Raw genomic sequence first — 19,722 nt, 5'->3', positions numbered from 1 at the left:
GAAAAAGAAAAAGGATGGTTTAAATGGCGGTTTCCAAAACAAATGCAATGAGAATATTGGATAAACAAGGGATCTCTTATGAAATTCTTACTTACGATCATAAAGATGGAAAAATAGATGGCGTATCTGTGGCGGAGAAAATTGGGAAGGATCCGAACGAGGTCTATAAAACACTTGTTGCTATTGGAGCAAGCAAGAATATTTTTGTCTTTGTCATTCCGGTCGCGGAAGAGTTGGACTTAAAAAAGGCGGCAAAGGCTGCTGGTGAGAAAAACATGGAAATGATCCCAGTGAAGGATATCCAAAAATGGACAGGCTACATCCGTGGAGGCTGCTCACCGGTTGGAATGAAGAAGCAATATAGAACTTTTATCGATGAGAGTGCGTATGAGCTCCGGTCGGTGGTTGTCAGCGCCGGGAAAATTGGCATGCAGTTGGTGATATCACCCGTACAACTACAAGAAGTGGCATTAGCGGAATTTGTAGATTTAACCAAGTGAAATTTTATAAGAATCCCTATGGGCATTCACCTATATTCGGCAAAAGCATAAGATATGGTGATAAAAAATTCTTTTCGATTCGCCAAAGAGTGGAACTGAACTTTGACCAGATTTGCTATAAAGGGAGTGTTCATGAATGCCAGGGAAAATTAAAAATTATTTTGCTGGTGGAAATACAGCAAGAGGATTTCATAATCTTTACGACTCCAACCTTCAAGGGCTGAATCGGCTCTTTATTCTAAAAGGCGGACCAGGCACAGGAAAGTCATCTTTAATGAAGAAGGTTGGCAATGAGTGGGTGGAAAAAGGTTATGATATTGAATTTCTTCATTGTTCTTCCGATAATAACTCCATTGATGGCGTCATCATTCCAGCCCTAGGGGTTGGCATTGTGGATGGAACGGCACCGCATGTGATTGAGCCCAAAGCACCAGGGGCAGTTGAGGAATACATTAATCTCGGTGAGGCTTGGGACGCCAAAGCGCTGGCCGTACACAAAGTGGAGATTCAAAGGCTGACGAATCAAATTAGCGAGTCATTCGGGGCTGCTTATGCTACATTTAATGAGGCATTGGAGATTCATGATGATTGGGAAAAAATATATATTAACAGCATGGATTTTCAAAAAGCTGATCAACTAACCAATAAATTAATTGAATCATTCTTTGGAAAAATGAACTTGAATAAACAAGCCGATGTCCGCCATCGTTTCTTGGGAGCTGCAACTCCGAAGGGTGCGGTTGATTTTGTTCCGAATTTAACGGAGGAAATTCCGAAGCGTTATTTTATTAAAGGACGCCCGGGCTCTGGGAAATCAACGATGCTGAAAAAGTTGGCGGCGGCGGCTGAAGAGCGTGGAGTGGATACGGAGGTTTACCACTGTGGTTTTGACCCGCACAGCCTTGATATGGTGATTTTCAGGGAATTAGGCATTGCCATTTTTGACAGCACGGCCCCGCATGAGTACTTCCCAAGCCGGGATGGCGATGAGATTATAGATATGTATGAAATTTTAATTGAACCGGGTACGGATGAATTGTTTGTGGAAATTATAGAAAAGATCGCAGCCAAATATAAAGATAAAATGGCTGAGGCCACACGTTACCTTGCCAATGCGAAAGAGCTTCATGATGTGCTTGAGGAAATATATATAGGGGCAATGGATTTTTCAGTCGTAGAACGAATTCAAGCCAATATTTCTGAGGAAATAAGTGCATTAGCACGGTGATAAATAGAAGCTGTCTCATAGTTGAGACAGCTTCTATTTTTATTCATGCGGATTCGTTTTGCTTTGCTGGCCTTTATTGCGTTTGTTTCCTTTGCTGTTATCGCCGCTGACAAATTCTGTGCCAAATTCAGCTTCAGCGTGCCCGGCCTGTGGAGAATTTTGATTTTGGCTGCCTTTATTAAACTTTTTGGTCATCATAAGGCTCCTTTCCATCATATGGTCATCAATAGTTTGGCATTCGAAGATGACTTTATTCATCAGACAATTTTTATTAAAATAATGGAAAACGAGGGAATCAGGTGAAGAGGATGTTAGCTTATGTGAAAAGATTGACCGAACTATACGAAGCCAACCGCAATGAGGAAAATGCCGGTCCAATGAGCAAATATATGAAAAATCACTTTCCCTTTCTGGGAATTAAGAAACCAACACGGGCAGAATTAGAAAGGCAGTTTTTCAAAGAAACAGGGGTCTTAAAAGAACCATTTAACCATGAATTTATATGGGAACTTTGGAATAGAGACGAGCGCGAATATCAATATACCGCTTTAACTTATATCGAGAAGTCACTACATAAATTGACAAAAAATGATATGGAATTAATGGAGCTGCTAATCCGGACAAAATCCTGGTGGGACACGGTTGACGTGATTTCGCCAAAGCCGGTTGGCGCAATCGCACAAAAGTTCCCGGAAGTAGTTCATGAAATGATCAGTGGTTGGGCCACTCATGATTATTTATGGCTCCGGCGGGCGGCAATTCTTTTTCAATTAAAATTTAAAGAAAAGACCAATGAGGATTTGCTTTATGAGTACGTAAGAGAGAATGCAGCTAGTCGGGAATTTTTTATCCAGAAGGCAATTGGCTGGGCGTTAAGAGAATTTTCAAAGACCAATCCGGCATCTGTTAAAGAATTTATTTCCGAGACTAAATTAGCACCTTTAAGTGTCCGGGAAGGCAGCAAGTATCTGGGCTGAGCAAAAAGGGGAAAATATCCAGATGTTCATGGTATGATAGCGATAACGAATCTTGATTTAAAGGGTGGACAACATGGTGAAATGTATTGCAACAGATATGGATGGAACATTGTTGAATTCGATGCAGCAGATCAGTGAGGAAAATAAAAGGGCCATTTTAAAAGCACAATCACAAGGTGTAGAAGTAGTTGTAGCTACCGGCAGATCCTATCAGGAGGCTAGTTACGTGCTTGATGAGGTTGGATTAAAGTGTCCAGTGATTTGTGTGAATGGGGCGGAAGTCCGGGCTCAATCCGGCGAGATTCTTTCTGCAACCCCAATTCCAAACGTATTAGCCCGTGAAGTAGCCGGTAGGCTAGCGGAAAAGGATGTTTATTACGAGGTCTACACCAATAAGGGTGCATTTACGATTGACCTCAAAAAGGCTGTTTCGATCCTTGTTGATATCGTGGTAAGTGCGAATCCTGAAATGGATCCAAAAGTGGTAGAGGAACAGGCTGGTGCTAGGGTCTCAGACGGGTTAATTCACATCATCGAAGATTATGAACATATATTTTCGAACGAAGAATATCAAATTTATAAGTTTTTGGCGTTTTCCTTCGATCTTGATCAGCTCGGGGAAGCACAGGATTCGCTTAAAGATTTGATAGAACTCGAAGTGACTAAATCAGGTATTGAAAATATTGAAATTACTCATCGAAATGCGCAAAAAGGGATTGCCCTTGAGGCATTTACCAAAGCAAAGGGAATTTCTTTAGAGGATACCGTGGCTATTGGTGACAATTTTAATGATGTATCGATGTTTAATAAGGCAGGCCGTGCCATCGCCATGGGAAATGCGAGCTTTGAGATCAAAGCATTATGTGATGAGGTCACTGACACGAATGATAACAGCGGTGTCGGTAAAGCGATTTTAGACCTATTGTAGGAAAATGAACAAGGTGACAGCACTCCGGTGCCTGTCACCTTTTATTACATGTCTGAAGCTAGCATTACAAAATTTCAATTTTGAGAGAGTTAACCTGGGAAACCAGGAGATCTTCGTATTGTTGCTGTGCCTGGTAATAAACTTCTTGGTCGCCGTAGCTTGGGTGTTCTTTTTTAATTTTGTCAATAAGGTCTTTTTGAACCTTTTGAGTAAGGACGATTTGTTTGTATTGTTGCTTTTCAATACCCCAGAATCTGTCTTCACCGTAATTTTGAATTAGGGCCTTAGTAGATTCAAATTGATTATATTGATCACGAGCTTTATGCATTGCCTGCTCCACCTCGGCATCGGTTGCTTTATGCCCCTTTTCCTCAGCTAGCATGGCCATGGAACGCAGCCTAATAATTTGCGTTAGCAGTTGATTTTTATTCTCTGCAGATTTTTCTTGTGAATCAAGATAAGCCAATTCTTCCTCTAATTGCGGTCCGCTGTACTTCTTTTTGGCGGCCTCACGATTGATTTCAAGTTGAAGCTTGTTAATCAACGTGTAAAAGGCAATATCCTCATTGGTAATCCATTGCCCATTGATCATTGCCACACCTTTTGACTTGGTGACATTGACCGTCATCACTTTTTCGGTTTTCTTTCCATCCTTTTCCAATGTAAAGGCGGCTTCATACTTACCGCTCATAGACAGATTTACTTCGCCGGAATACGTCCCTTTTTCCCCTTCAGTCAGGGTAGCCTTCGTGGTGCCATGGTCCATGCTGGCCATTGATAATTCCGCTCTCACCTTTAATCCCGTGGCCGGCTTATTATTTTCCGTTACCTTAATTTCAAAAGGGCTGGCTTTGTCTTGCTGGAAATATAAATCCTTGGTTACTTTAATGGTATAATCAGGCCCTGAGCTGCAGCTAGTAAGAATAGCGGCCAGTAGCAGTAAGGCGAACATTACGCGTTTCATCATGCTTCAATACCCCCTAAATGATGTGTTTCTAAAAATTCCCCTACGGTATATTTGGTCATTTTGGCATTGTCTAAATAAGCGACATGTGTGCAAACCTGGCGGATCTCATCAAGGTGATGGGATGAGAGCAGAATGGTTTTATCGTGCAGTGATTTTAACACCTCAAGAATTTCTTTTCGGCCTAGCGGGTCAATCCCACTTGTCGGCTCATCGAGGATTAATATGCTTGAATCCTGATAAAGTGTAATCGCAAGGCCAAGCCGCTGCAGCATTCCTTTTGAATACTTTTTCACCTGGACATTGCGGTCATCCCACAGCCGCACTGCGGTTAACACTTGCTCCATTCGCTCTTGGTCAGAGGCCCTTGAAACTGCCTCGGCAAAAAAGGTTACATTCTCAATACCTGTCAGCATCGGGTATAGCATGAACTTCTCTGGTAAATAAGCAATCGACTTTTTCCATTCATCTCTTTTCTTCGAGACTTGAATCCCATTAATCTCGATTGTTCCTTGTTTGACCGTCAAAAGTCCGAGAAGGCTATTAATAAACGTAGATTTACCAGCACCATTTCGGCCGACAAGGGCGCAGATTTCATTTTTTTCAATTCCTATGTTAATCGAATCTAAGACGACTTTTTTCCCGAAGGATTGGTGTAAATCCGTTACCTTAATCATTCGTACCCCTCCTTACGGTTCAAGAAGATTGCAGAAATAAACGAAACAGCAAGCCAGAAAATCAAATTTCCCAGTAAAAAGAAGATTGGTTTCGTCCACATGAATGACTGGAGCAGCCGTGACATGTGTCCGAAGGAATAAATTCCAGTTCCCGTTTCTAAAAACATCCTTACAGCCTGGAGCGGATTTAAAAAGTAACCGACTGAAAATAGCTTTACATTTTCATATGTCACGTCAGGTAAGAATGAAAGTAATAGGAAATCATGTAAGAAGAAAAAGTAAAACCAAACGAAGATCGTATAGCCGATAATCTGCATCCGTGAACGGCTAAAGCTGCCGATGGCTGTCCCCATTTGTAAAAATATCAGCGCCATGATCAAAATAGCCAGAATGAAAATGAAATAGCCTTTTAGATCCAACTGGAATTGAAATTTTAATAAAACTAGATAAAGGAAAAACCATATAAATAACGGTAGTAGAACCACCGTGTATAACCCAAGGCTTTTCTTGAATAAAAAGCTTCCGTAATGTTCCGTTTTTGTCAGCAGCATGATTAAGGTCTTTTGTTCCTTTTCCTGAAAAATCGAGAATGCCCCAATAAACAGGCAGAGGATTGGAATGAAGTAAATAATCGTATCAAATAAATTAATTAACAGAATATAAAAGCCTTTATCAAAGGAAAGGGCAGCGGAACGAACCAAGATACTAATGGAAATTAAAAAAATAATACTTAAGGAGAGCCAAAGACCTTTTCCTCTTATATTTTCTTTCCATTCCTTCCAAATATAGTGCATAATGGCTGTCTCCCCTTTACTAAAATCAACACGGTTAGCACGACCAATGCAGCAAATAAGAACAAAGAGTGGTTGCCCTTAGCCGACATTAGCGGATATGGATCCTTAAACATCACTTCATCTTCTGATTGTGAAGCATTAATTTTTTCATAGATGTGGATGGCTGGACTTTTTAAAAATAAATTGGTTAATTCCTGATCCTCAATCAGTTGATGAAGAGAGGAATGATAGACTATAGGAAAATCCCCGATGCCATCCTGATTTAAATCGGTGAGAGGGAAGGTGTTGCCCCAATCATTGCCCTTGCCGTTTTTGCTCCAAGCATTGCCTTCACCCTTACCGCCAATGGTCACCGAAGGAATCGTATTTTCAGTAATTCGGTTTCTCGTAAAAACTTGATCATTAGAACTGGCCCATAGCTCGATGCCAATCTGATTCTGAATAATTTTGTTATCGCGGATAAGATTTCTTGTTGCTTGGTCAATATATAAGCCGCGCTGATTCATATAGAATGTATTGTGTTTGATTTGATTATCATTCGCCTGCAAAAGCAATAGACCAAATGATTGGTTTCCGTAGTTTACGATAAATTGATTGTCTTCAAGCTCAAGATTATTGGAATTCATGACGGCTGCGCCGCCGGTGTTCATCGTAAAGGTATTGCGTTTAAAAATATTTCCGTCGGAGTACATATAATGTAGCCCGTAACGGGTATTGCTAATGTGATTGTCATAGCTTTGATTCTTGTTGGCATAATCAAAGAACATCCCGTCGCGGGTGCCGTCAATCGTATTGTGGGTAATAAGGTTGTCTTTAGCATAAAAAACATGTATTCCGTTTCCTTGGGCTGCTATTTCACCCTTGCCAAACCCCATAATCTCGTTGTAACGGACTATATTATGATGGGCCTTGCTTAAATAAATACCGTGAAAGGAATGCCGGATTTTTATGTGCTCGATTACGTTGTTGTTAGTATAGACCTTGATGGCAGCGTACTCTTCAGCGGAATTTCGGTTCATGCTGCTATTCGTCACCGTAAAATGCGAAAGTTTCACATTAGTGGCTTTAACGGAAATGACATTCCCTGTTCCGTCACCCTTAATCACGGTATTTTTGGAGCCAATTAGCGTCAGCGGTTTTTTGATCACGATATTGCCCTCATAAGACTTATCTTCAAGCCTCAATATCGCTCCCGGTTTCATGGAGTCGATCCTGGCTTGCAGATGTTCGGCTGCCATATTTTTCTCAGGTTTTATGAAAAAAAGAAGAGAAAATGTTAGAAACAGGAGCGTCGTTTTTTTCATTTTTTTCGATCCTTCCATAACGGAATGAGTAGTAAAATAAAGGCCGCTATAACAAAGTAGGTGCCTGTGCCCAGGATGCTGTGGGTAATAAAGTTTGCTACCGTATTTTCGCCTACAATCGGCGGAACAAACGGATCAATTTTAATTGGTGCTTTTGGGCTTAGATTGGATCCATATTTTTTTAAAGCAAAGTGAAGATCCAATACTCCGGCCAAACCGCCAATAACAAAAATCGTAATTAATCCATAAAGAACTTTTTTATTGCGGAGGATGGCTGTCATAAGAGTGAGCAATGCCAAACCACCAATAATGTAGATTAGATAAGAAAGTTCAGGAAAGTTCTTTTCGCTGAAGTTGGACATCCCAATATAATGGTTGAGCCCATTAATAATATCAATTTGCCCTTCCAGCTTATTTGGATACACGATGATATTTAAGCCTTCCGGATATTGAGGAGCATAAAATACCATTTTCCACCAAGGGAAAAACATGGAGATTGCAATCAGAATCGTAGAAAGGCCAATTAATAGGGAAGAAATAACGGATAATTTATTTTTACTATCATTCAAGTGAACCACTCCTTTTTTGTTAAAAGTCTCAATTAAAAACAAAGCGGGTATCAATTATTCCCTTGATACCCGCCTTTATTGCCATGTCTAGCTGCAGCGCCTGACCAAGGCCCTGCAGCTTTGAGTATTATTGCTTTGGTTTTACTAGGAAGTAGCCGTTCATTTCCTGATGCAGTGCAGAGCAGAAATTCGTACAGTAAAGTGGGAATGTTCCTGCTTTATCTGCAGTGAGCTCCATTGTGTTTGTTTGGCCAGGCTGAACTTCCATGTTTAAGTCATAGTCGTTAATGGCAAAACCGTGGGTAATATCTTCATCAAAGTCAATATTGGTTAAATGGATAAATACATGATCTCCTTGGTTAACCTCAATCGTGTCAGGACGTTTTGCAGTGTGGTCAAAGATAAATCTTGAACGCATCGCAATACCGTAGACATGGACTTCGTTTCCTTTTCGGACAATTTTGGTGTCGCTTTGCTTATAAACGGCATCCTTGTTATTTGGATCCTTCGGATAGACATTGATCGTTTTAATCTTATCTGCCTTAATCATTTGGGCATAGTGAGGTTCCGGATCGACCGGCGCCGATTGAACAACCTTCATCTTTCCGCTGATATCAATCAATTGCATGGATTCTGGGTGTGAAGGTCCAACGGATAAGTAGCTGTCCTTGGCAATTTTGTTTAAGGCAACAAGCCATTTTCCATCTGGTGCCACCGTGTCGCCTTCAGCAGCCACAGAATGACCTGGAGAATATTGAACAGGAACACGGTCTAACGTTTTACCTGTTTTAGGGTCCCACTTAACAATTTCAGATGAAATAAACATCGTTGTATAAGCCATGCCTTTGTCATCAAATTGTGTATGAAGCGGTCCGAGTGCGTTTTCTGGGTTTACTTCTCTTTCCATTACTTTTTCATATTTTAAAATCGGAATACCATTGCGTTCACCAGCGAATTGTTTGTTTTCAATAGCTTTAAATGCTTTTTCAAAAGAGAATACGGTCATAGCTGGCGCAAGCTTACCGGAAGCGATAAAGTACTTGCCGTCTGGTGATACGTCAACTCCGTGCGGTGATTTCGCAACGGGAATTAAATAAATACCGCCTTTTTGTTTCTCAGGGAAAATCATTTTTTGTCCGTTTACATCTTCATATTTACCGTCCTTGACCATCTGTGCAAGCTCTTTCCAATTAAATAGCACGATGTAGTCACGGTCTGCCTGTGATGCATTGACTTCCATTGTTGTAGTAGCTTCTTCTGTATTATAAGTAGTCATAACAGCCCAGTCTTTAGAGCCCTTTTTACCTGCATCTGAAAGGTCATAGGACCAAGGTGGAAGGGCCACCTGGTAAGCGACGTTAAGTTTTACTTTTTGATTGTCGAAAGTTACCGCTGACATGACTCCGCGATACTTTGAACTGTAGTCATCTAATGATTCATATTTTTGACCTAGAGGAACAGCGAAACGGGTAGGAAGGAACATATACTCGGTATTTTCGGTAACAAAGGCTGCACAATGTGGCCCTGCAGTGTTTGGAACCTTGATAATATCTTTGGTTGTAAAGGTTTTGAGGTCAACAACCGCTGCACGGCTGTTACCGACGTCTGTTGCAAACATCCATTTCCCGTCATAATCACCGTTTGTTTCAGAGAAGGCCGGATGGTGAAGGTCACCCCATGTATAGCCGCCCATCATTTTTTTGGTCTCTTCATCAAAGCCATAACCTGTTGCGGAGTCAGGGGAGAATACCGGAATCGTTCTAATTTTCCGCATAGATGGTACACCGTAAATAAACATTTGACCGGAGTGGCCGCCGGATGCGAATAAATAATAGTCATCTTTTTTGCCAAAAGGTACATACACTTTTTCCGCATTGCTCTTGTTGCCTGCGGAAGCGACATCATGATTTGAACTTGATGAAAAGTCCGCAAAAGAAATCGTTGCTGCGACAAAGCCGGCAAGTAAACCGGATGCGATCGGAATCCATTTTTTCATTCAATACACCACCCTTATTATTTAGCCTCTGATGCTTGTTTTAATAAATCGAGGACTTGCTTGCGTTCTTCATCGGTTAGTGGATTTTTGCCGATCACTCCTGACATAACTGCTGAAGTCGGCTGTTTTAGAAATTCTTCAATGGGCTTGCCGTGTTTTCCTTCCACGTTCACATAGGCTTGTGAAAGATCCGGGCCAACAGCACCACCTTTAAGATTGAGTGCTTCTACACTGTGGCAGCCAAGGCACCCTCTTTTATTGAGAATGTTATCTTCGGCTACTGCTGAAGACGTGGCAGGCTCCGTCGAATCCTTGCTTTCCTCTTTAGTAGTTTTCTCTAATGGTGTATCTGTTTGTGCCACCTGCGACTTATTACCGGAGTCGCCCATTAAGACGCCAAATACTAGGTATCCAACCCCAAATCCTAGTAAAGCACTAATAACAAAGCTAATCATTGCTTTTTGCAATTTTGTCCCCCTCCTTTTTATTCAAATGAACACTTTTATCCTATTTGGAAAGCTCTTACAAAATTGTGATGTTGAGCACACTTTTATTCGGGCTTTTTGAACGTTTTGTGAAGTCGGTCTTGAAAGCAAGGAATAATGCCCATTTGAAAAATATGAACGTTTTGTGAAACACGTCACTACTAAATGGAATAGGAGAGTTTACAATTGATGGTAAGGGAAAAGGTAGAACTTTCCTTTTAAAAAGGTGGTGTGGGAATTGAATCAGATTTTACGAGAAGGTAATGAAATGGTTTTTCAAAAAGGTGAATTACTGAAGAAAATTGTCATATTTAAAGACTTGTCGGAGAAGTCACTTACACTTATTGAAAAACGTCTTCAAACGTTTCAGTTAAAAAAAGGGGACCACATTATGTCTGAGGATGATGTAGCGCGTGGTGTCTACTTTATACAATCAGGGTCGGTTAAACTCACAAAAGAAGATGAAAGTGGAAATGAGGTCATTGTTTGTGTGAAGCAAACAGGGGATGTTTTTGCTGAAGCCTGTTTATTTACTAATAGGAAGGAGTCATATCCGGCTACTGGAACTATGCTTGAGGATGGGACGATTTCATTTTTGGATAAGCAGGGGCTTGAGCAGGATCTCTATCAATACCCAGAATTGGCCGTCCAAATGATTCATTATATGAGTGATACTTTGAGAGAAATGACATCGCAACTACGTGATGTTGCTCTGTTAGATGTGTATGCAAAATCAGTCAAAACCCTTGAACGGCTGGGTCGTAAGTTTAATGCGGATAGCAAGCGGTGGGGAATTGAAATACCATTGACTGTGCAGGAATTTGCCACGGTTGTCGGCACCTCACGGGAGAGTGTCAGCCGGGTGTTTTCGAAGTTAAAGAAAGATAACATGATTGAATTGAAGTCACGAAAAATAATCATCTTGGATTGGTGCTTATTTTGTACCCTGCAGCATAAGGGGTATTAAAAATGAAATGGCCCTGCAGCTAAGGATGCTGCAGGGCCACTATTTTACCATTTGTATGTCCAGAATCGTTCAAAATTGATTCGGGCCATAACTTGCGGATCTTGATTTTTCAGTTTTTCTTCCATATCTTTAAACGTTAGTTCTGTCTGGGAACGGTGCGCTTTAATGGCCGCCAATTTGATATGGGCTACGTTACTAATTTCGTTGATAATGTCTGCTTCCCCAAGTTTTTCCACACAGTCATTGGAAAAAGCAACACAGTGTAATTTAGGCCGTGCGGCAGCTGGAAGTTTTCCAACAGCACGAATGACGGCTGCACCGGTAGCATCGTGGTCAGGGTGTACAGCATATCCCGGGTAAAATGTGATAATAAGTGAAGGGTTTATTTCTTGGATAATGGATAACAAGTGGTTTGCTAATTTTTCATCATCCTCAAACTCAATGGTCTTATCACGGTACCCAAGCATGCGTAAGTCCTGAATGCCTAATACATTAACAGCATCTTGTAATTCCTTTTTTCTGATTTTCGGAAGATCTTCTCTATTGGTAAATGGAGGATTCCCTAAATTTCTTCCCATTTCTCCTAATGTTAAGCAGGCGTAGGTAACTGGACTTCCGTTCTTAACGTGAGTGGCAATCGTTCCGGATACGCCAAAGGCTTCATCGTCAGGGTGTGGGAAGACAACCAGGACATGACGTTCTTTTTCCATGGTACCCTCTCCTTTCTTATTCAAATGGCGTGGTGCTGATCTCCAATGCTACCGCCAGTTTTCCAGTATAATCGTGGCCAGCAAGAAGTAAGCGACCTTGTTCATCGATTTCGTAGTGGGTAATCCCTTCAGCATAGACCCAGCCAAGGTTGATTTTTAATCCAACACGAAAAGGGCCGTTTCCGGTTATTTTCCCATGTTCATATTGGACAAGGGCATTGCGGATATAGGCTCCGGCAGAAAAGAATTTCTGATCAATATGAGATGCATACGCACCGTTTGTAGTCTCCAAATGAAGATAGACATCCTTGTTTGCAAAGTTGTTGATCGCTTCCTGAACTTTTTGGATATGAACTGACTCCATTGCGGGGCCTCCTTTCCCAATAGTATCGGTTTGGATTTATCTACAGAATAATGTTAGTTAATATTGTTACTATCATACTAAAATTAGTAAGAAAAAGCGAAATGAATGCTTGGTAATGGGGGTGAATGGTGTTTTGCAAGTAAATCTGTGTTTTTCGCAAGGAAAGTATGATTTTTACAAATAAAATACTCTCTAACGCAAGTAAGAGCTGGATGAACGCAAGTAACCGACTTAAGGGCAGAAAATTTTTAGCGTATATATAAAAAAAAGAGCCGATTTCACCGGCTCTTCTAGTCTTTCATTTATTCACCACAATCTTCGCAATACTCCGTTTTGCTGGTTCCAGCTGTGCCGCGATAGGCGCCATGCCAGGTAGGTCCAACGTATTGATTTAGACGGAATCCTTGTTGGATTGCTGCAGAAACAAATGCCTTTGAAGTTTCTACTGCTTCGAAAACCGATTTTCCTTTAGCAAGTTCAGCCGTAATCGCTGATGAGTTGGTACAACCGGCACCGTGTGTGAAGATGGTGTTGATTTTATCTGATTCAAAAACAGTGAAGTCTCTTCCATCATAAAGGAGATCAATGGATTTTTCTTCTGTTTGAAGCTTGCTGCCACCTTTGATGAGGACATTTTTTGCTCCGCGGTCGAAAATTTTAACAGCGGCATCCTTCATTTCATCCAGGGAATGAGGAGTTTTCATACCTGCAAGCTGGCCAGCTTCAAAAAGGTTTGGAGTAACAACCAAAGCGCGTGGCAATAGAAGCTCACCCATCGCATCAGCTGTTTCTGGATTCAACACTTCATCTTCGCCTTTACATACCATAACAGGGTCGATGACCACACGCTGTAATTGGTGCTCATCCATTTTTTTAGCAGCTAACTCAATGATTTCAACAGTTCCCAACATTCCAGTTTTCATGGCATCGATTCCTACTGAAAGAATCGTCTCCAATTGCTTTTCTAGAATCGCCACATCAATTGGAAACACATTATGATGCCAATGATTCTTCGGATCCATCGTCACAATACAAGTAAGCGCCGTCATTCCATAAACACCAAGCTCCTGAAACGTCTTCAAATCTGCTTGAAGTCCAGCACCTCCACTCGTATCCGAACCCGCGATCGTCATAGCTTTCCTAATCGTCATTATGTACTCCTCCTTTAACAACTAAACATCAAATAACACACCTTCCTATTATAAATCATTTAGGTTAAATTAACATTATTCAGCAATTATCGGCAAAATTCTTCCTGTGTTCATTTGATGATGACGTAATGGCTACACAGTGGGTGATACAAAGGGTGACAGGCACCACTCGTGGACAAAACCCCATTTTGTCCACCCCAGACGGACACTTAGTAAGGATTGAGAGAGTGATGACAAATAGGTGATTAAGACATTGTTTTTAAGTTGTTCATGGTAATTTGTGATAAATATTACTTACACTTCGTAAGTGAGAAATTACGATTATGGTAAGAAATCATGCACCGCTCACGCTGCCTAGCCCATTGGCATGCCAAACGGGCCGAATGCTCCCATTGTGGCAATGACAATCATGAAAAATTTCATTATAGTAAGATTGAAGGGGATGCCGTCTTACAAATACAGGTTTGCGATGAGTGGAATGGCTATATTAAAATGATTGATACTAGACAATACATTGAAAAACCATCCGCGGCTATGTTTGATTTAAAGTCCAACCATTTGGATGTGGCCCAAGAAAATGGATATTAAACAGTAAACGAGAAAAAATTGCTCAATTAAGAGGTGCTTATGAAAGCAGCAGCAATAATATTATCTGGTGGTCAATCTAGCAGAATGGGGACAAATAAAGCCTTATTACCCATAAACGAAAAAACAAATATCGAAAGAATTCGAGATAGCATGGGTACTCACTTTGACGATCTGGTTCTCGTAACAAACGATCCTAAGGCTTATGAATTTTTAGGAATTAAAATGACTGAGGATCATTACCCGGGGATGGGGCCGCTTGCTGGGCTGCATGCTGGCTTACTGGCTTCAGAATATGATGTCAATCTGATGGTTGCCTGTGATATGCCCTTTGTTTCAGGTGAACTTGCTCGGGAACTTGTCTGCATGATTGGTGAGTATGATGCCGTCATACCCGTCATTAACGGGATACAGCACCCCTTATTTGCTGTTTTTAAGAAGTCTTCAGCTAAAGTGGCAGCCACCTGCATTGAAGCAGGAAATTTACGGATGAAACAACTTTTAGACCGTCTAAACGTGTTATATTTAACAGAAAATGAGTTATCCGTCTTTAAGCAATTCGATCTGGAACGGGTTTTTTTCAATATGAATCACCCAAATGAATATGAGGATGCAAAAAAATGGGCTAAAGAAGGCCGTTAGTGGATATGAGGTACCATGCAATTTTTCACAGTAATGAAAGTTGAAGAAACGTCTGATTTAATTGAATAGAACATACATTGCTGAGAGGATTCATCGCCCCAGCGGAGCAGAACCAGTATGGCCGGCATTATGGCAATTAAAATAGGTGAGGTTCATGTAGCAGGGATTATTTGCTTGATCCGTATACAAAGCAATATAATATTTCATATGTAAAAAGAATAATAGTGGATCAAGATGTGGTTCTATTTTGAGTGATCGGGGCAGGTTGTTAATTGAGCTGATTCATCCGATTCCTTCAAGGAGCGGGTAGAAACTATCGGCGGCGATCAAGTCGTGGAGTATCCAGAACCAAAGTGCTAAAACCGAAGAGGTGAAATAATTGAATTTCTACGAAATTTCGAAGGAACCGATTGATATTCAATCGGTGATTGATAAAGTGATCCAACGGGAAGCGGGCGCGATTACGACTTTCATTGGGACCGTACGGGAACTAACCTATGGAAAAAAGACCTTGTTTTTAATTTATGAGGCGTATGAAGCAATGGCCGTGAAAAAGCTTGCCCAAATTGGTGCGGAAATGGAAGAACGCTGGGCGGGTTCTAAAGTCGCCATTACCCATCGTGTGGGCCGCCTCGATATTACCGATGTGGCTGTCGTTATTGCTGTATCCACGCCACACCGCGCTGATGCCTATGAGGCAAACCGTTATGCAATTGAACGTATTAAAGAAATCGTTCCTATTTGGAAAAAGGAGCATTGGGAGGATGGCGAGGAATGGGTCGGCAATCAGCTTGAGACTGTTTCATACCCAAGCGGCAAGCCGGAGGAGGATGATTTACATGAATAAGGTACTCTTTTTTGCCCATTTGCGAGATGCTATCGGAGAAGATTTTTTACAAATGGATGCTGTTGGAAAAACGGTTGCGCAGTTAAAGGCTGAATTAATGGAAAAATACCATCTACCTCGGTTGGAAACCGTCATGACTGCCATCAATGAGGAATTTTCCTCTAATGATGAAGTCATTCGTGAGGGGGATGAAATTGCGTTTATTCCTCCAGTAAGTGGTGGATGATACCCTGATGGCTCGCCAAAATGGCGGGCTTTCTTTCGAAAGGGGAAAGGATAGATGGACGAACGGTATTCACGGCAGGTTCTATTTCCGGGGATTGGAAAAGAAGGACAAGCCAAGATTTGCAACAAGCATGTACTGATTATTGGGGCAGGGGCTTTGGGGTCCGGGAATGCAGAGATTCTCACTCGAGCCGGTGTTGGCAAGATCACCGTCGTGGACCGCGATTACGTGGAAGCCAGCAACCTCCAGCGTCAGCAGCTTTATACGGAGGCCGATGTAGCGGAAAGACTTCCAAAGGCGGCCGCCGCGGAAAGGCGACTAAGAGAAATCAATTCCGATGTTGAAGTACGGTCGATCATCGGAGATGCCACTCCAGAGATATTAGAAGAGTTGATCCAAGACGTCGATGTGATGATGGATGCCACCGATAACTTTGAAACGCGGATGGCCATGAACGATGTTTCACAAAAATATAATGTGCCATGGATCTATGGGGCTTGTGTTGGCAGTTACGGAATGAGTTTTTCTATTATTCCAGGGAGAACCCCCTGTTTAAATTGCCTGTTGCGGACGATTCCATTACAGGGAATGACCTGTGATACAGGAGGAATTATCTCCCCCGTCGTGCAAATGGTTATAGCCCACCAGACGTCAGAGACTTTGAAAATGCTAGTTGAGGATTGGGATGCAGTTCGTACCTCATTTGTCAGCTTTGATCTTTGGAGAAACCAATATACTAGTTTGAAAATGTCGAAGGCAAAATATGCCGGCTGTTTATCATGCGGTGAGGAACGAACCTACCCGTATCTTGACCATGAAAATAGGACGAAAACCACCGTCCTGTGCGGCCGTGATACCGTGCAAATCCGACCGTCCATCTCTGGAGAAATTTCCTTAGAAAAGCTAGCTGGGCAGTTGAGCACACTGGGCTATTCCGTGAAAGGCAATCCCTATTTAATTTCGGTAGAACTGGGAGAGGAACGGATGGTAATTTTTCAAGATGGCCGTGCGTTGATTCATGGAACAAAAGACTTAACCCATGCCAAAGCGGTCTATCAGCGGATTATGGGATAACTCGTATCCTTATGGGTACGGGTTTTTATTTTTGAGCTAAGTTAAAGGATACTGTTGGTTTTGGATGCGTTGATGGGGGAGGGAGGACCCACCGGGCTGCTCACGGATAGGGAAGGGCCTGGAGTTTAAATCAGGGCAATTTTTTTAGGTGGAAAAAATCGACATGTTTCACGTGGAACATGGAAAATGTTGTCGATTGGCAGCCTTCTGAGACTAATTTTTCGAAAAAACGTCCATACTCATGTAGAATGGAGACGAGACGGAAACAGAGAGGGATCCTATGGTGAATATTTCAATCCAAAAACTATTATCGAAAATGGAAGAAGAAATTCAGCAAGCCCAAAAAGCGCAAACGGACGAAGGCCTGCGGGAGCGGATTTATTCTATTAAAATACTATGCGAATTATTATTGGATGATCAACCGGTGTCCAGAGAGAAACTCTTTAAACCAATTGTGCAACAGCCGGTTTATCAGCAGCCAGGGGTCGCCCAACCCGCTTTCCAGAAGCCAACAACTATGCAGCAGGGGAAAAAATTAGAATTAGAGGACGGGGCAAACGGAGATTCATTGTTTGATTTTTAAAAAGGGGGAAAGAGGAAAATGAAAACATTTATTGTGATGGGAGCAATCAATGCCTTTTTGGCGGTGGCACTTGGTGCATTCGGTGCTCATGGGTTAAAGGACAAACTGGATGCTCATTATTTGGAGATTTGGAAAACCGGTGTCACCTATCAAATGTTTCATGCAACAGGACTTCTGGTCATTGGGATATTGCTAGGTAAAGCGGCCACGAGTGCCTTATTTAGTTGGTCCGGCTGGCTAATGTTGATCGGAATCATTTTATTTAGCGGAAGCTTGTATGTGCTGAGCTTAACGAAAATCGGTCCCTTGGGTGCGATTACGCCAATCGGCGGCGTTTGCTTCTTGGCAGCATGGATTTTGATGATCGTTGGAGCCGTGAAGAATTTTTAAAAGCATTGGATGTGATTCCGATGCTTTTTTTCATAAAAAAACAAACACCAATTGGCCATCAATTGGTGTTTAGGTTCCGTTTAACGCGCAGGGAAGGTTGATAATCCCGCACCAGCCCCAAACGGGTATTCATATTCGATTTCTTCTGCAAAGGTAATGTAGTCAACCGCGACCATTGGGATGAGGTAACGGGTACCTACCTGCGGATCGCTTAGGATGACGTGATCTCTACCTGCTGCTTCAATAATTCCTTTGAACTCTTTGGCATTCCATTGATTGTTGCCTTCAAAGGTGGCAAATACAGATACGAGTTTTCCCTTATTTAATCGTAAAATATTTTCGATGTATGACTGCTCAAGTGGTAGCATGCCTGGAACTTGGCTTCCCCCAGTACTAGGTGGTTGTAGAACAGCCCCTGTCCCTGCTGGCGGTAATGGTTGTGGATAGCCAGTTTGGGTCGGAAACATTTGCCCCCCGCCGGCAATTGGCTGGGCGCCCTGTTGCCCTGCCGCACCAGTATACGGCTGAAACCCTTGTGGATTGTAATATTGGTTCATCTTTTTCCCTCCTAAAAATGACTAAATCAGTGGCCAACATTCTATTCATACTCCTTATGCCCCAAAGTGTTCCTTTTAGGGGAAGGAATCTCTGATAGGAAGAATGCAATTTTTCAAAGATTCGCTGTTTTAATAGTATGAAGGGAAGTACCAAGATATGACTTTATGGCCTAGGGGAAAAAGAAAAAAGTTCCCAGTAACCTGAGAACCTTTTTGAAAAAATTACAGATGCAGGAAGCTATTGATACGATCTTCCTCTAAAATATTACCTACAAAGAAAGAACCAAATTCCCCGTAACGGGCACTTACTTCATCAAAACGCATTTCATAAACAAGCTTCTTAAATTGCAGGACATCATCGGCAAAAAGGGTTACGCCCCACTCATAATCATCAAAGCCCACGGAACCGGTAATGATTTGTTTAACCTTGCCGGCATAGTTGCGACCGATCATGCCATGACTGCGCATTAAATGGCGGCGATCCTCCATTGGGAGCATATACCAGTTGTCATTGCCCTGACGGCGCTTGTCCATCGGGTAGAAGCACACATGTTTCGCTTTTGGCAGAATGGGATACAGACGTCCGCGAACATAAGGGTTTTGGTAGGGATCCTCATTAGAATCAGATGGTAAGTAATTGCTTAGTTCCACAACGGATACATAGGAATGGGCAGGGACAGTGAATTCTGCCAATTTTGTTTTATTAAACTCTGTCTCAATTTCATTTAATTCTTCCATGGTTGGCCGCAGAATCATCATCATGAAATCGGCTTTTTGACCAACGATTGTATATAATGCATGACTGCCTTCATTATGTAACTGAGTGGTATTCCATTTTTCAATGAGTCCTAAAAACTCGTTAATGGCTGCCTGGCGTTCTTCTTCAGGAAGCATTTTCCAAGTTGTCCAGTCAACGGTTCGGAAATCATGGAGGCAGTACCAGCCATCAAGCGTTTGGGCTGCTTCGCTCATTATAATCACTCCTAAATAATCATTCTTCTTAATAACAATATTTACTATATCATAGTTTGACCAACGAATGCCCGAATAAACCCTTGAAACGAAGGGTGGATAATTTTTGAAAAAGGTGTACATAGTAAAAAATGGAGCAAAAGTTTTTTGAAAACAAAAACTTTTTAATGAAAACGTTATCTGTGAGGAAATGTGCTTGAAATTTTATTCTGGTAAAGTACGCTTGAAGAGG

25 protein-coding genes are annotated in these 19,722 nt (G+C 41.8%); 12 read left to right on the top strand and 13 right to left on the bottom strand.

Annotated features, from left to right (window positions below; all coding sequences use genetic code 11):
- The first annotated feature begins 23 nt into the window (after positions 1–23).
- Together ybaK and ACI3K6_RS08445 are read left to right on the top strand one after the other, a co-directional pair.
- Entirely contained in the window at positions 24–500 is a 477-nt protein-coding gene (gene ybaK / locus ACI3K6_RS08450) for a Cys-tRNA(Pro) deacylase (RefSeq protein WP_335474125.1), read from the top strand.
- A 136-nt stretch (positions 501–636) separates the two neighbouring features.
- Entirely contained in the window at positions 637–1,728 is a 1,092-nt protein-coding gene (locus ACI3K6_RS08445; protein WP_435554451.1) for a PRK06851 family protein, read from the top strand.
- A 39-nt stretch (positions 1,729–1,767) separates the two neighbouring features.
- Here the strand turns inward: ACI3K6_RS08445 and ACI3K6_RS08440 are convergent, their stop codons facing one another.
- A complete protein-coding gene (locus ACI3K6_RS08440) occupies positions 1,768–1,923 on the bottom strand; it encodes a hypothetical protein (RefSeq protein ID WP_335474129.1) in 156 nt (51 codons plus the stop codon).
- 113 nt (positions 1,924–2,036) lie between these two features.
- Between ACI3K6_RS08440 and ACI3K6_RS08435 the strand changes: the two genes are divergently transcribed.
- Both ACI3K6_RS08435 and ACI3K6_RS08430 read left to right on the top strand, forming a co-directional pair.
- Positions 2,037–2,705 carry a DNA alkylation repair protein gene (locus tag ACI3K6_RS08435; RefSeq protein ID WP_435554450.1) on the top strand — a complete coding sequence of 223 codons (669 nt, stop codon included), beginning with the start codon at positions 2,037–2,039 and terminating at the stop codon, positions 2,703–2,705.
- A 73-nt stretch (positions 2,706–2,778) separates the two neighbouring features.
- Entirely contained in the window at positions 2,779–3,633 is an 855-nt protein-coding gene (locus tag ACI3K6_RS08430; protein WP_435554449.1) for a Cof-type HAD-IIB family hydrolase, read from the top strand.
- A 64-nt stretch (positions 3,634–3,697) separates the two neighbouring features.
- On the opposite strand, the gene ACI3K6_RS08425 is transcribed toward ACI3K6_RS08430, so the two are convergent.
- The 7 genes from ACI3K6_RS08425 to ACI3K6_RS08395 form a co-directional block, all read right to left on the bottom strand.
- Positions 3,698–4,600, bottom strand: coding sequence for a FixH family protein (locus tag ACI3K6_RS08425; protein ID WP_435554448.1), 903 nt, complete (start codon positions 4,598–4,600; stop codon positions 3,698–3,700).
- Positions 4,597–5,274, bottom strand: a complete 678-nt coding sequence (locus tag ACI3K6_RS08420; RefSeq protein ID WP_435554447.1) for an ABC transporter ATP-binding protein — start codon at positions 5,272–5,274, stop codon at positions 4,597–4,599. The genes ACI3K6_RS08425 and ACI3K6_RS08420 overlap by 4 nt, the downstream gene beginning before the upstream one ends.
- Positions 5,271–6,068: an ABC transporter permease gene (locus ACI3K6_RS08415; RefSeq protein WP_435554446.1), complete on the bottom strand. Its 798-nt coding sequence runs from the start codon at positions 6,066–6,068 to the stop codon at positions 5,271–5,273. Before ACI3K6_RS08415 ends, ACI3K6_RS08420 begins: the two co-directional genes overlap by 4 nt.
- Positions 6,032–7,372 (bottom strand): nitrous oxide reductase family maturation protein NosD, encoded by a 1,341-nt coding sequence (gene nosD, locus ACI3K6_RS08410; protein WP_435554445.1) that lies wholly within the window; start codon positions 7,370–7,372, stop codon positions 6,032–6,034. The genes ACI3K6_RS08415 and nosD overlap by 37 nt, the downstream gene beginning before the upstream one ends.
- Positions 7,369–7,941, bottom strand: a complete 573-nt coding sequence (locus tag ACI3K6_RS08405; protein ID WP_335474141.1) for a hypothetical protein — start codon at positions 7,939–7,941, stop codon at positions 7,369–7,371. Before ACI3K6_RS08405 ends, nosD begins: the two co-directional genes overlap by 4 nt.
- A gap of 127 nt (positions 7,942–8,068) precedes the next feature.
- Positions 8,069–9,937, bottom strand: coding sequence for a Sec-dependent nitrous-oxide reductase (gene nosZ, locus ACI3K6_RS08400; RefSeq protein ID WP_435554444.1), 1,869 nt, complete (start codon positions 9,935–9,937; stop codon positions 8,069–8,071).
- 17 nt (positions 9,938–9,954) lie between these two features.
- Positions 9,955–10,404, bottom strand: coding sequence for a cytochrome C (locus ACI3K6_RS08395; RefSeq protein ID WP_435554443.1), 450 nt, complete (start codon positions 10,402–10,404; stop codon positions 9,955–9,957).
- Between the two features lie 256 nt (positions 10,405–10,660).
- On the opposite strand from ACI3K6_RS08395, the gene ACI3K6_RS08390 reads away from it, so the two are divergent.
- Complete coding sequence (locus tag ACI3K6_RS08390) at positions 10,661–11,389, top strand: Crp/Fnr family transcriptional regulator (RefSeq protein ID WP_335474147.1); 729 nt, start codon at positions 10,661–10,663, stop codon at positions 11,387–11,389.
- Between the two features lie 44 nt (positions 11,390–11,433).
- Here ACI3K6_RS08390 and bshB2 read toward each other — a convergent pair whose 3' ends face one another.
- From bshB2 to pdxK, 3 genes are all read right to left on the bottom strand, one after another.
- Positions 11,434–12,099, bottom strand: a complete 666-nt coding sequence (gene bshB2 / locus ACI3K6_RS08385) for a bacillithiol biosynthesis deacetylase BshB2 (RefSeq protein WP_335474149.1) — start codon at positions 12,097–12,099, stop codon at positions 11,434–11,436.
- A 16-nt stretch (positions 12,100–12,115) separates the two neighbouring features.
- Positions 12,116–12,463, bottom strand: a complete 348-nt coding sequence (locus tag ACI3K6_RS08380) for a YojF family protein (RefSeq protein ID WP_435554442.1) — start codon at positions 12,461–12,463, stop codon at positions 12,116–12,118.
- Positions 12,464–12,765: 302 nt separating this feature from the next.
- The gene (gene pdxK, locus ACI3K6_RS08375) at positions 12,766–13,614 is read right to left on the bottom strand and encodes a pyridoxine/pyridoxal/pyridoxamine kinase (protein ID WP_435554441.1); all 849 of its coding nucleotides are present in this window, start codon (positions 13,612–13,614) and stop codon (positions 12,766–12,768) included.
- A gap of 336 nt (positions 13,615–13,950) precedes the next feature.
- Here pdxK and ACI3K6_RS08370 point away from each other — a divergent pair, with 336 nt between their 5' ends.
- The 7 genes from ACI3K6_RS08370 (at position 13,951) to ACI3K6_RS08340 (ending at position 17,961) form a co-directional block, all read left to right on the top strand.
- Positions 13,951–14,202: a hypothetical protein gene (locus ACI3K6_RS08370; protein ID WP_435554440.1), complete on the top strand. Its 252-nt coding sequence runs from the start codon at positions 13,951–13,953 to the stop codon at positions 14,200–14,202.
- A gap of 39 nt (positions 14,203–14,241) precedes the next feature.
- Positions 14,242–14,841: a molybdenum cofactor guanylyltransferase gene (gene mobA / locus ACI3K6_RS08365; RefSeq protein ID WP_435554439.1), complete on the top strand. Its 600-nt coding sequence runs from the start codon at positions 14,242–14,244 to the stop codon at positions 14,839–14,841.
- A gap of 379 nt (positions 14,842–15,220) precedes the next feature.
- Positions 15,221–15,688, top strand: a complete 468-nt coding sequence (locus ACI3K6_RS08360) for a molybdenum cofactor biosynthesis protein MoaE (protein ID WP_335474159.1) — start codon at positions 15,221–15,223, stop codon at positions 15,686–15,688.
- On the top strand, positions 15,681–15,914 hold the full coding sequence (moaD, locus tag ACI3K6_RS08355) for a molybdopterin converting factor subunit 1 (RefSeq protein WP_435554438.1): 234 nt from the start codon (positions 15,681–15,683) through the stop codon (positions 15,912–15,914). Before ACI3K6_RS08360 ends, moaD begins: the two co-directional genes overlap by 8 nt.
- A 54-nt stretch (positions 15,915–15,968) precedes the next feature.
- Positions 15,969–16,988 carry a thiazole biosynthesis adenylyltransferase ThiF gene (locus ACI3K6_RS08350; protein ID WP_435554437.1) on the top strand — a complete coding sequence of 340 codons (1,020 nt, stop codon included), beginning with the start codon at positions 15,969–15,971 and terminating at the stop codon, positions 16,986–16,988.
- A 280-nt stretch (positions 16,989–17,268) separates the two neighbouring features.
- On the top strand, positions 17,269–17,571 hold the full coding sequence (locus tag ACI3K6_RS08345) for a YwdI family protein (protein ID WP_435554436.1): 303 nt from the start codon (positions 17,269–17,271) through the stop codon (positions 17,569–17,571).
- Positions 17,572–17,589: 18 nt separating this feature from the next.
- Complete coding sequence (locus ACI3K6_RS08340) at positions 17,590–17,961, top strand: DUF423 domain-containing protein (RefSeq protein WP_335474167.1); 372 nt, start codon at positions 17,590–17,592, stop codon at positions 17,959–17,961.
- 80 nt (positions 17,962–18,041) lie between these two features.
- Here ACI3K6_RS08340 and gerQ read toward each other — a convergent pair whose 3' ends face one another.
- Together gerQ and hemQ are read right to left on the bottom strand one after the other, a co-directional pair.
- Positions 18,042–18,518: a spore coat protein GerQ gene (gene gerQ / locus ACI3K6_RS08335; protein WP_335474169.1), complete on the bottom strand. Its 477-nt coding sequence runs from the start codon at positions 18,516–18,518 to the stop codon at positions 18,042–18,044.
- Positions 18,519–18,740: 222 nt separating this feature from the next.
- A complete protein-coding gene (hemQ, locus tag ACI3K6_RS08330; RefSeq protein WP_335474171.1) occupies positions 18,741–19,490 on the bottom strand; it encodes a hydrogen peroxide-dependent heme synthase in 750 nt (249 codons plus the stop codon).
- Positions 19,491–19,722: the final 232 nt, after the last annotated feature.

Source organism: Neobacillus solisequens, from assembly GCF_051233465.1.
Lineage (GTDB): Bacteria > Bacillota > Bacilli > Bacillales > Cytobacillaceae > Neobacillus.
This window is presented reverse-complemented; position numbering and strand designations above follow the sequence as displayed.

Bases quoted from the DNA above. Each gene is read 5' to 3' on its own strand.
- ybaK (WP_335474125.1), top strand. From the start codon at position 24: ATGGCGGTTTCCAAAACAAATGCAATGAGAATATTGGATAAACAAGGG.
- ACI3K6_RS08445 (WP_435554451.1), top strand. From the start codon at position 637: ATGCCAGGGAAAATTAAAAATTATTTTGCTGGTGGAAATACAGCAAGA.
- ACI3K6_RS08440 (WP_335474129.1), bottom strand. From the start codon at position 1,923: ATGACCAAAAAGTTTAATAAAGGCAGCCAAAATCAAAATTCTCCACAG.
- ACI3K6_RS08435 (WP_435554450.1), top strand. From the start codon at position 2,037: ATGTTAGCTTATGTGAAAAGATTGACCGAACTATACGAAGCCAACCGC.
- ACI3K6_RS08430 (WP_435554449.1), top strand. From the start codon at position 2,779: ATGGTGAAATGTATTGCAACAGATATGGATGGAACATTGTTGAATTCG.
- ACI3K6_RS08425 (WP_435554448.1), bottom strand. From the start codon at position 4,600: ATGATGAAACGCGTAATGTTCGCCTTACTGCTACTGGCCGCTATTCTT.
- ACI3K6_RS08420 (WP_435554447.1), bottom strand. From the start codon at position 5,274: ATGATTAAGGTAACGGATTTACACCAATCCTTCGGGAAAAAAGTCGTC.
- ACI3K6_RS08415 (WP_435554446.1), bottom strand. From the start codon at position 6,068: ATGCACTATATTTGGAAGGAATGGAAAGAAAATATAAGAGGAAAAGGT.
- nosD (WP_435554445.1), bottom strand. From the start codon at position 7,372: ATGAAAAAAACGACGCTCCTGTTTCTAACATTTTCTCTTCTTTTTTTC.
- nosZ (WP_435554444.1), bottom strand. From the start codon at position 9,937: ATGAAAAAATGGATTCCGATCGCATCCGGTTTACTTGCCGGCTTTGTC.
- bshB2 (WP_335474149.1), bottom strand. From the start codon at position 12,099: ATGGAAAAAGAACGTCATGTCCTGGTTGTCTTCCCACACCCTGACGAT.
- ACI3K6_RS08380 (WP_435554442.1), bottom strand. From the start codon at position 12,463: ATGGAGTCAGTTCATATCCAAAAAGTTCAGGAAGCGATCAACAACTTT.
- pdxK (WP_435554441.1), bottom strand. From the start codon at position 13,614: ATGACGATTAGGAAAGCTATGACGATCGCGGGTTCGGATACGAGTGGA.
- ACI3K6_RS08370 (WP_435554440.1), top strand. From the start codon at position 13,951: ATGCACCGCTCACGCTGCCTAGCCCATTGGCATGCCAAACGGGCCGAA.
- mobA (WP_435554439.1), top strand. From the start codon at position 14,242: ATGAAAGCAGCAGCAATAATATTATCTGGTGGTCAATCTAGCAGAATG.
- moaD (WP_435554438.1), top strand. From the start codon at position 15,681: ATGAATAAGGTACTCTTTTTTGCCCATTTGCGAGATGCTATCGGAGAA.
- ACI3K6_RS08350 (WP_435554437.1), top strand. From the start codon at position 15,969: ATGGACGAACGGTATTCACGGCAGGTTCTATTTCCGGGGATTGGAAAA.
- ACI3K6_RS08345 (WP_435554436.1), top strand. From the start codon at position 17,269: ATGGTGAATATTTCAATCCAAAAACTATTATCGAAAATGGAAGAAGAA.
- ACI3K6_RS08340 (WP_335474167.1), top strand. From the start codon at position 17,590: ATGAAAACATTTATTGTGATGGGAGCAATCAATGCCTTTTTGGCGGTG.
- gerQ (WP_335474169.1), bottom strand. From the start codon at position 18,518: ATGAACCAATATTACAATCCACAAGGGTTTCAGCCGTATACTGGTGCG.
- hemQ (WP_335474171.1), bottom strand. From the start codon at position 19,490: ATGAGCGAAGCAGCCCAAACGCTTGATGGCTGGTACTGCCTCCATGAT.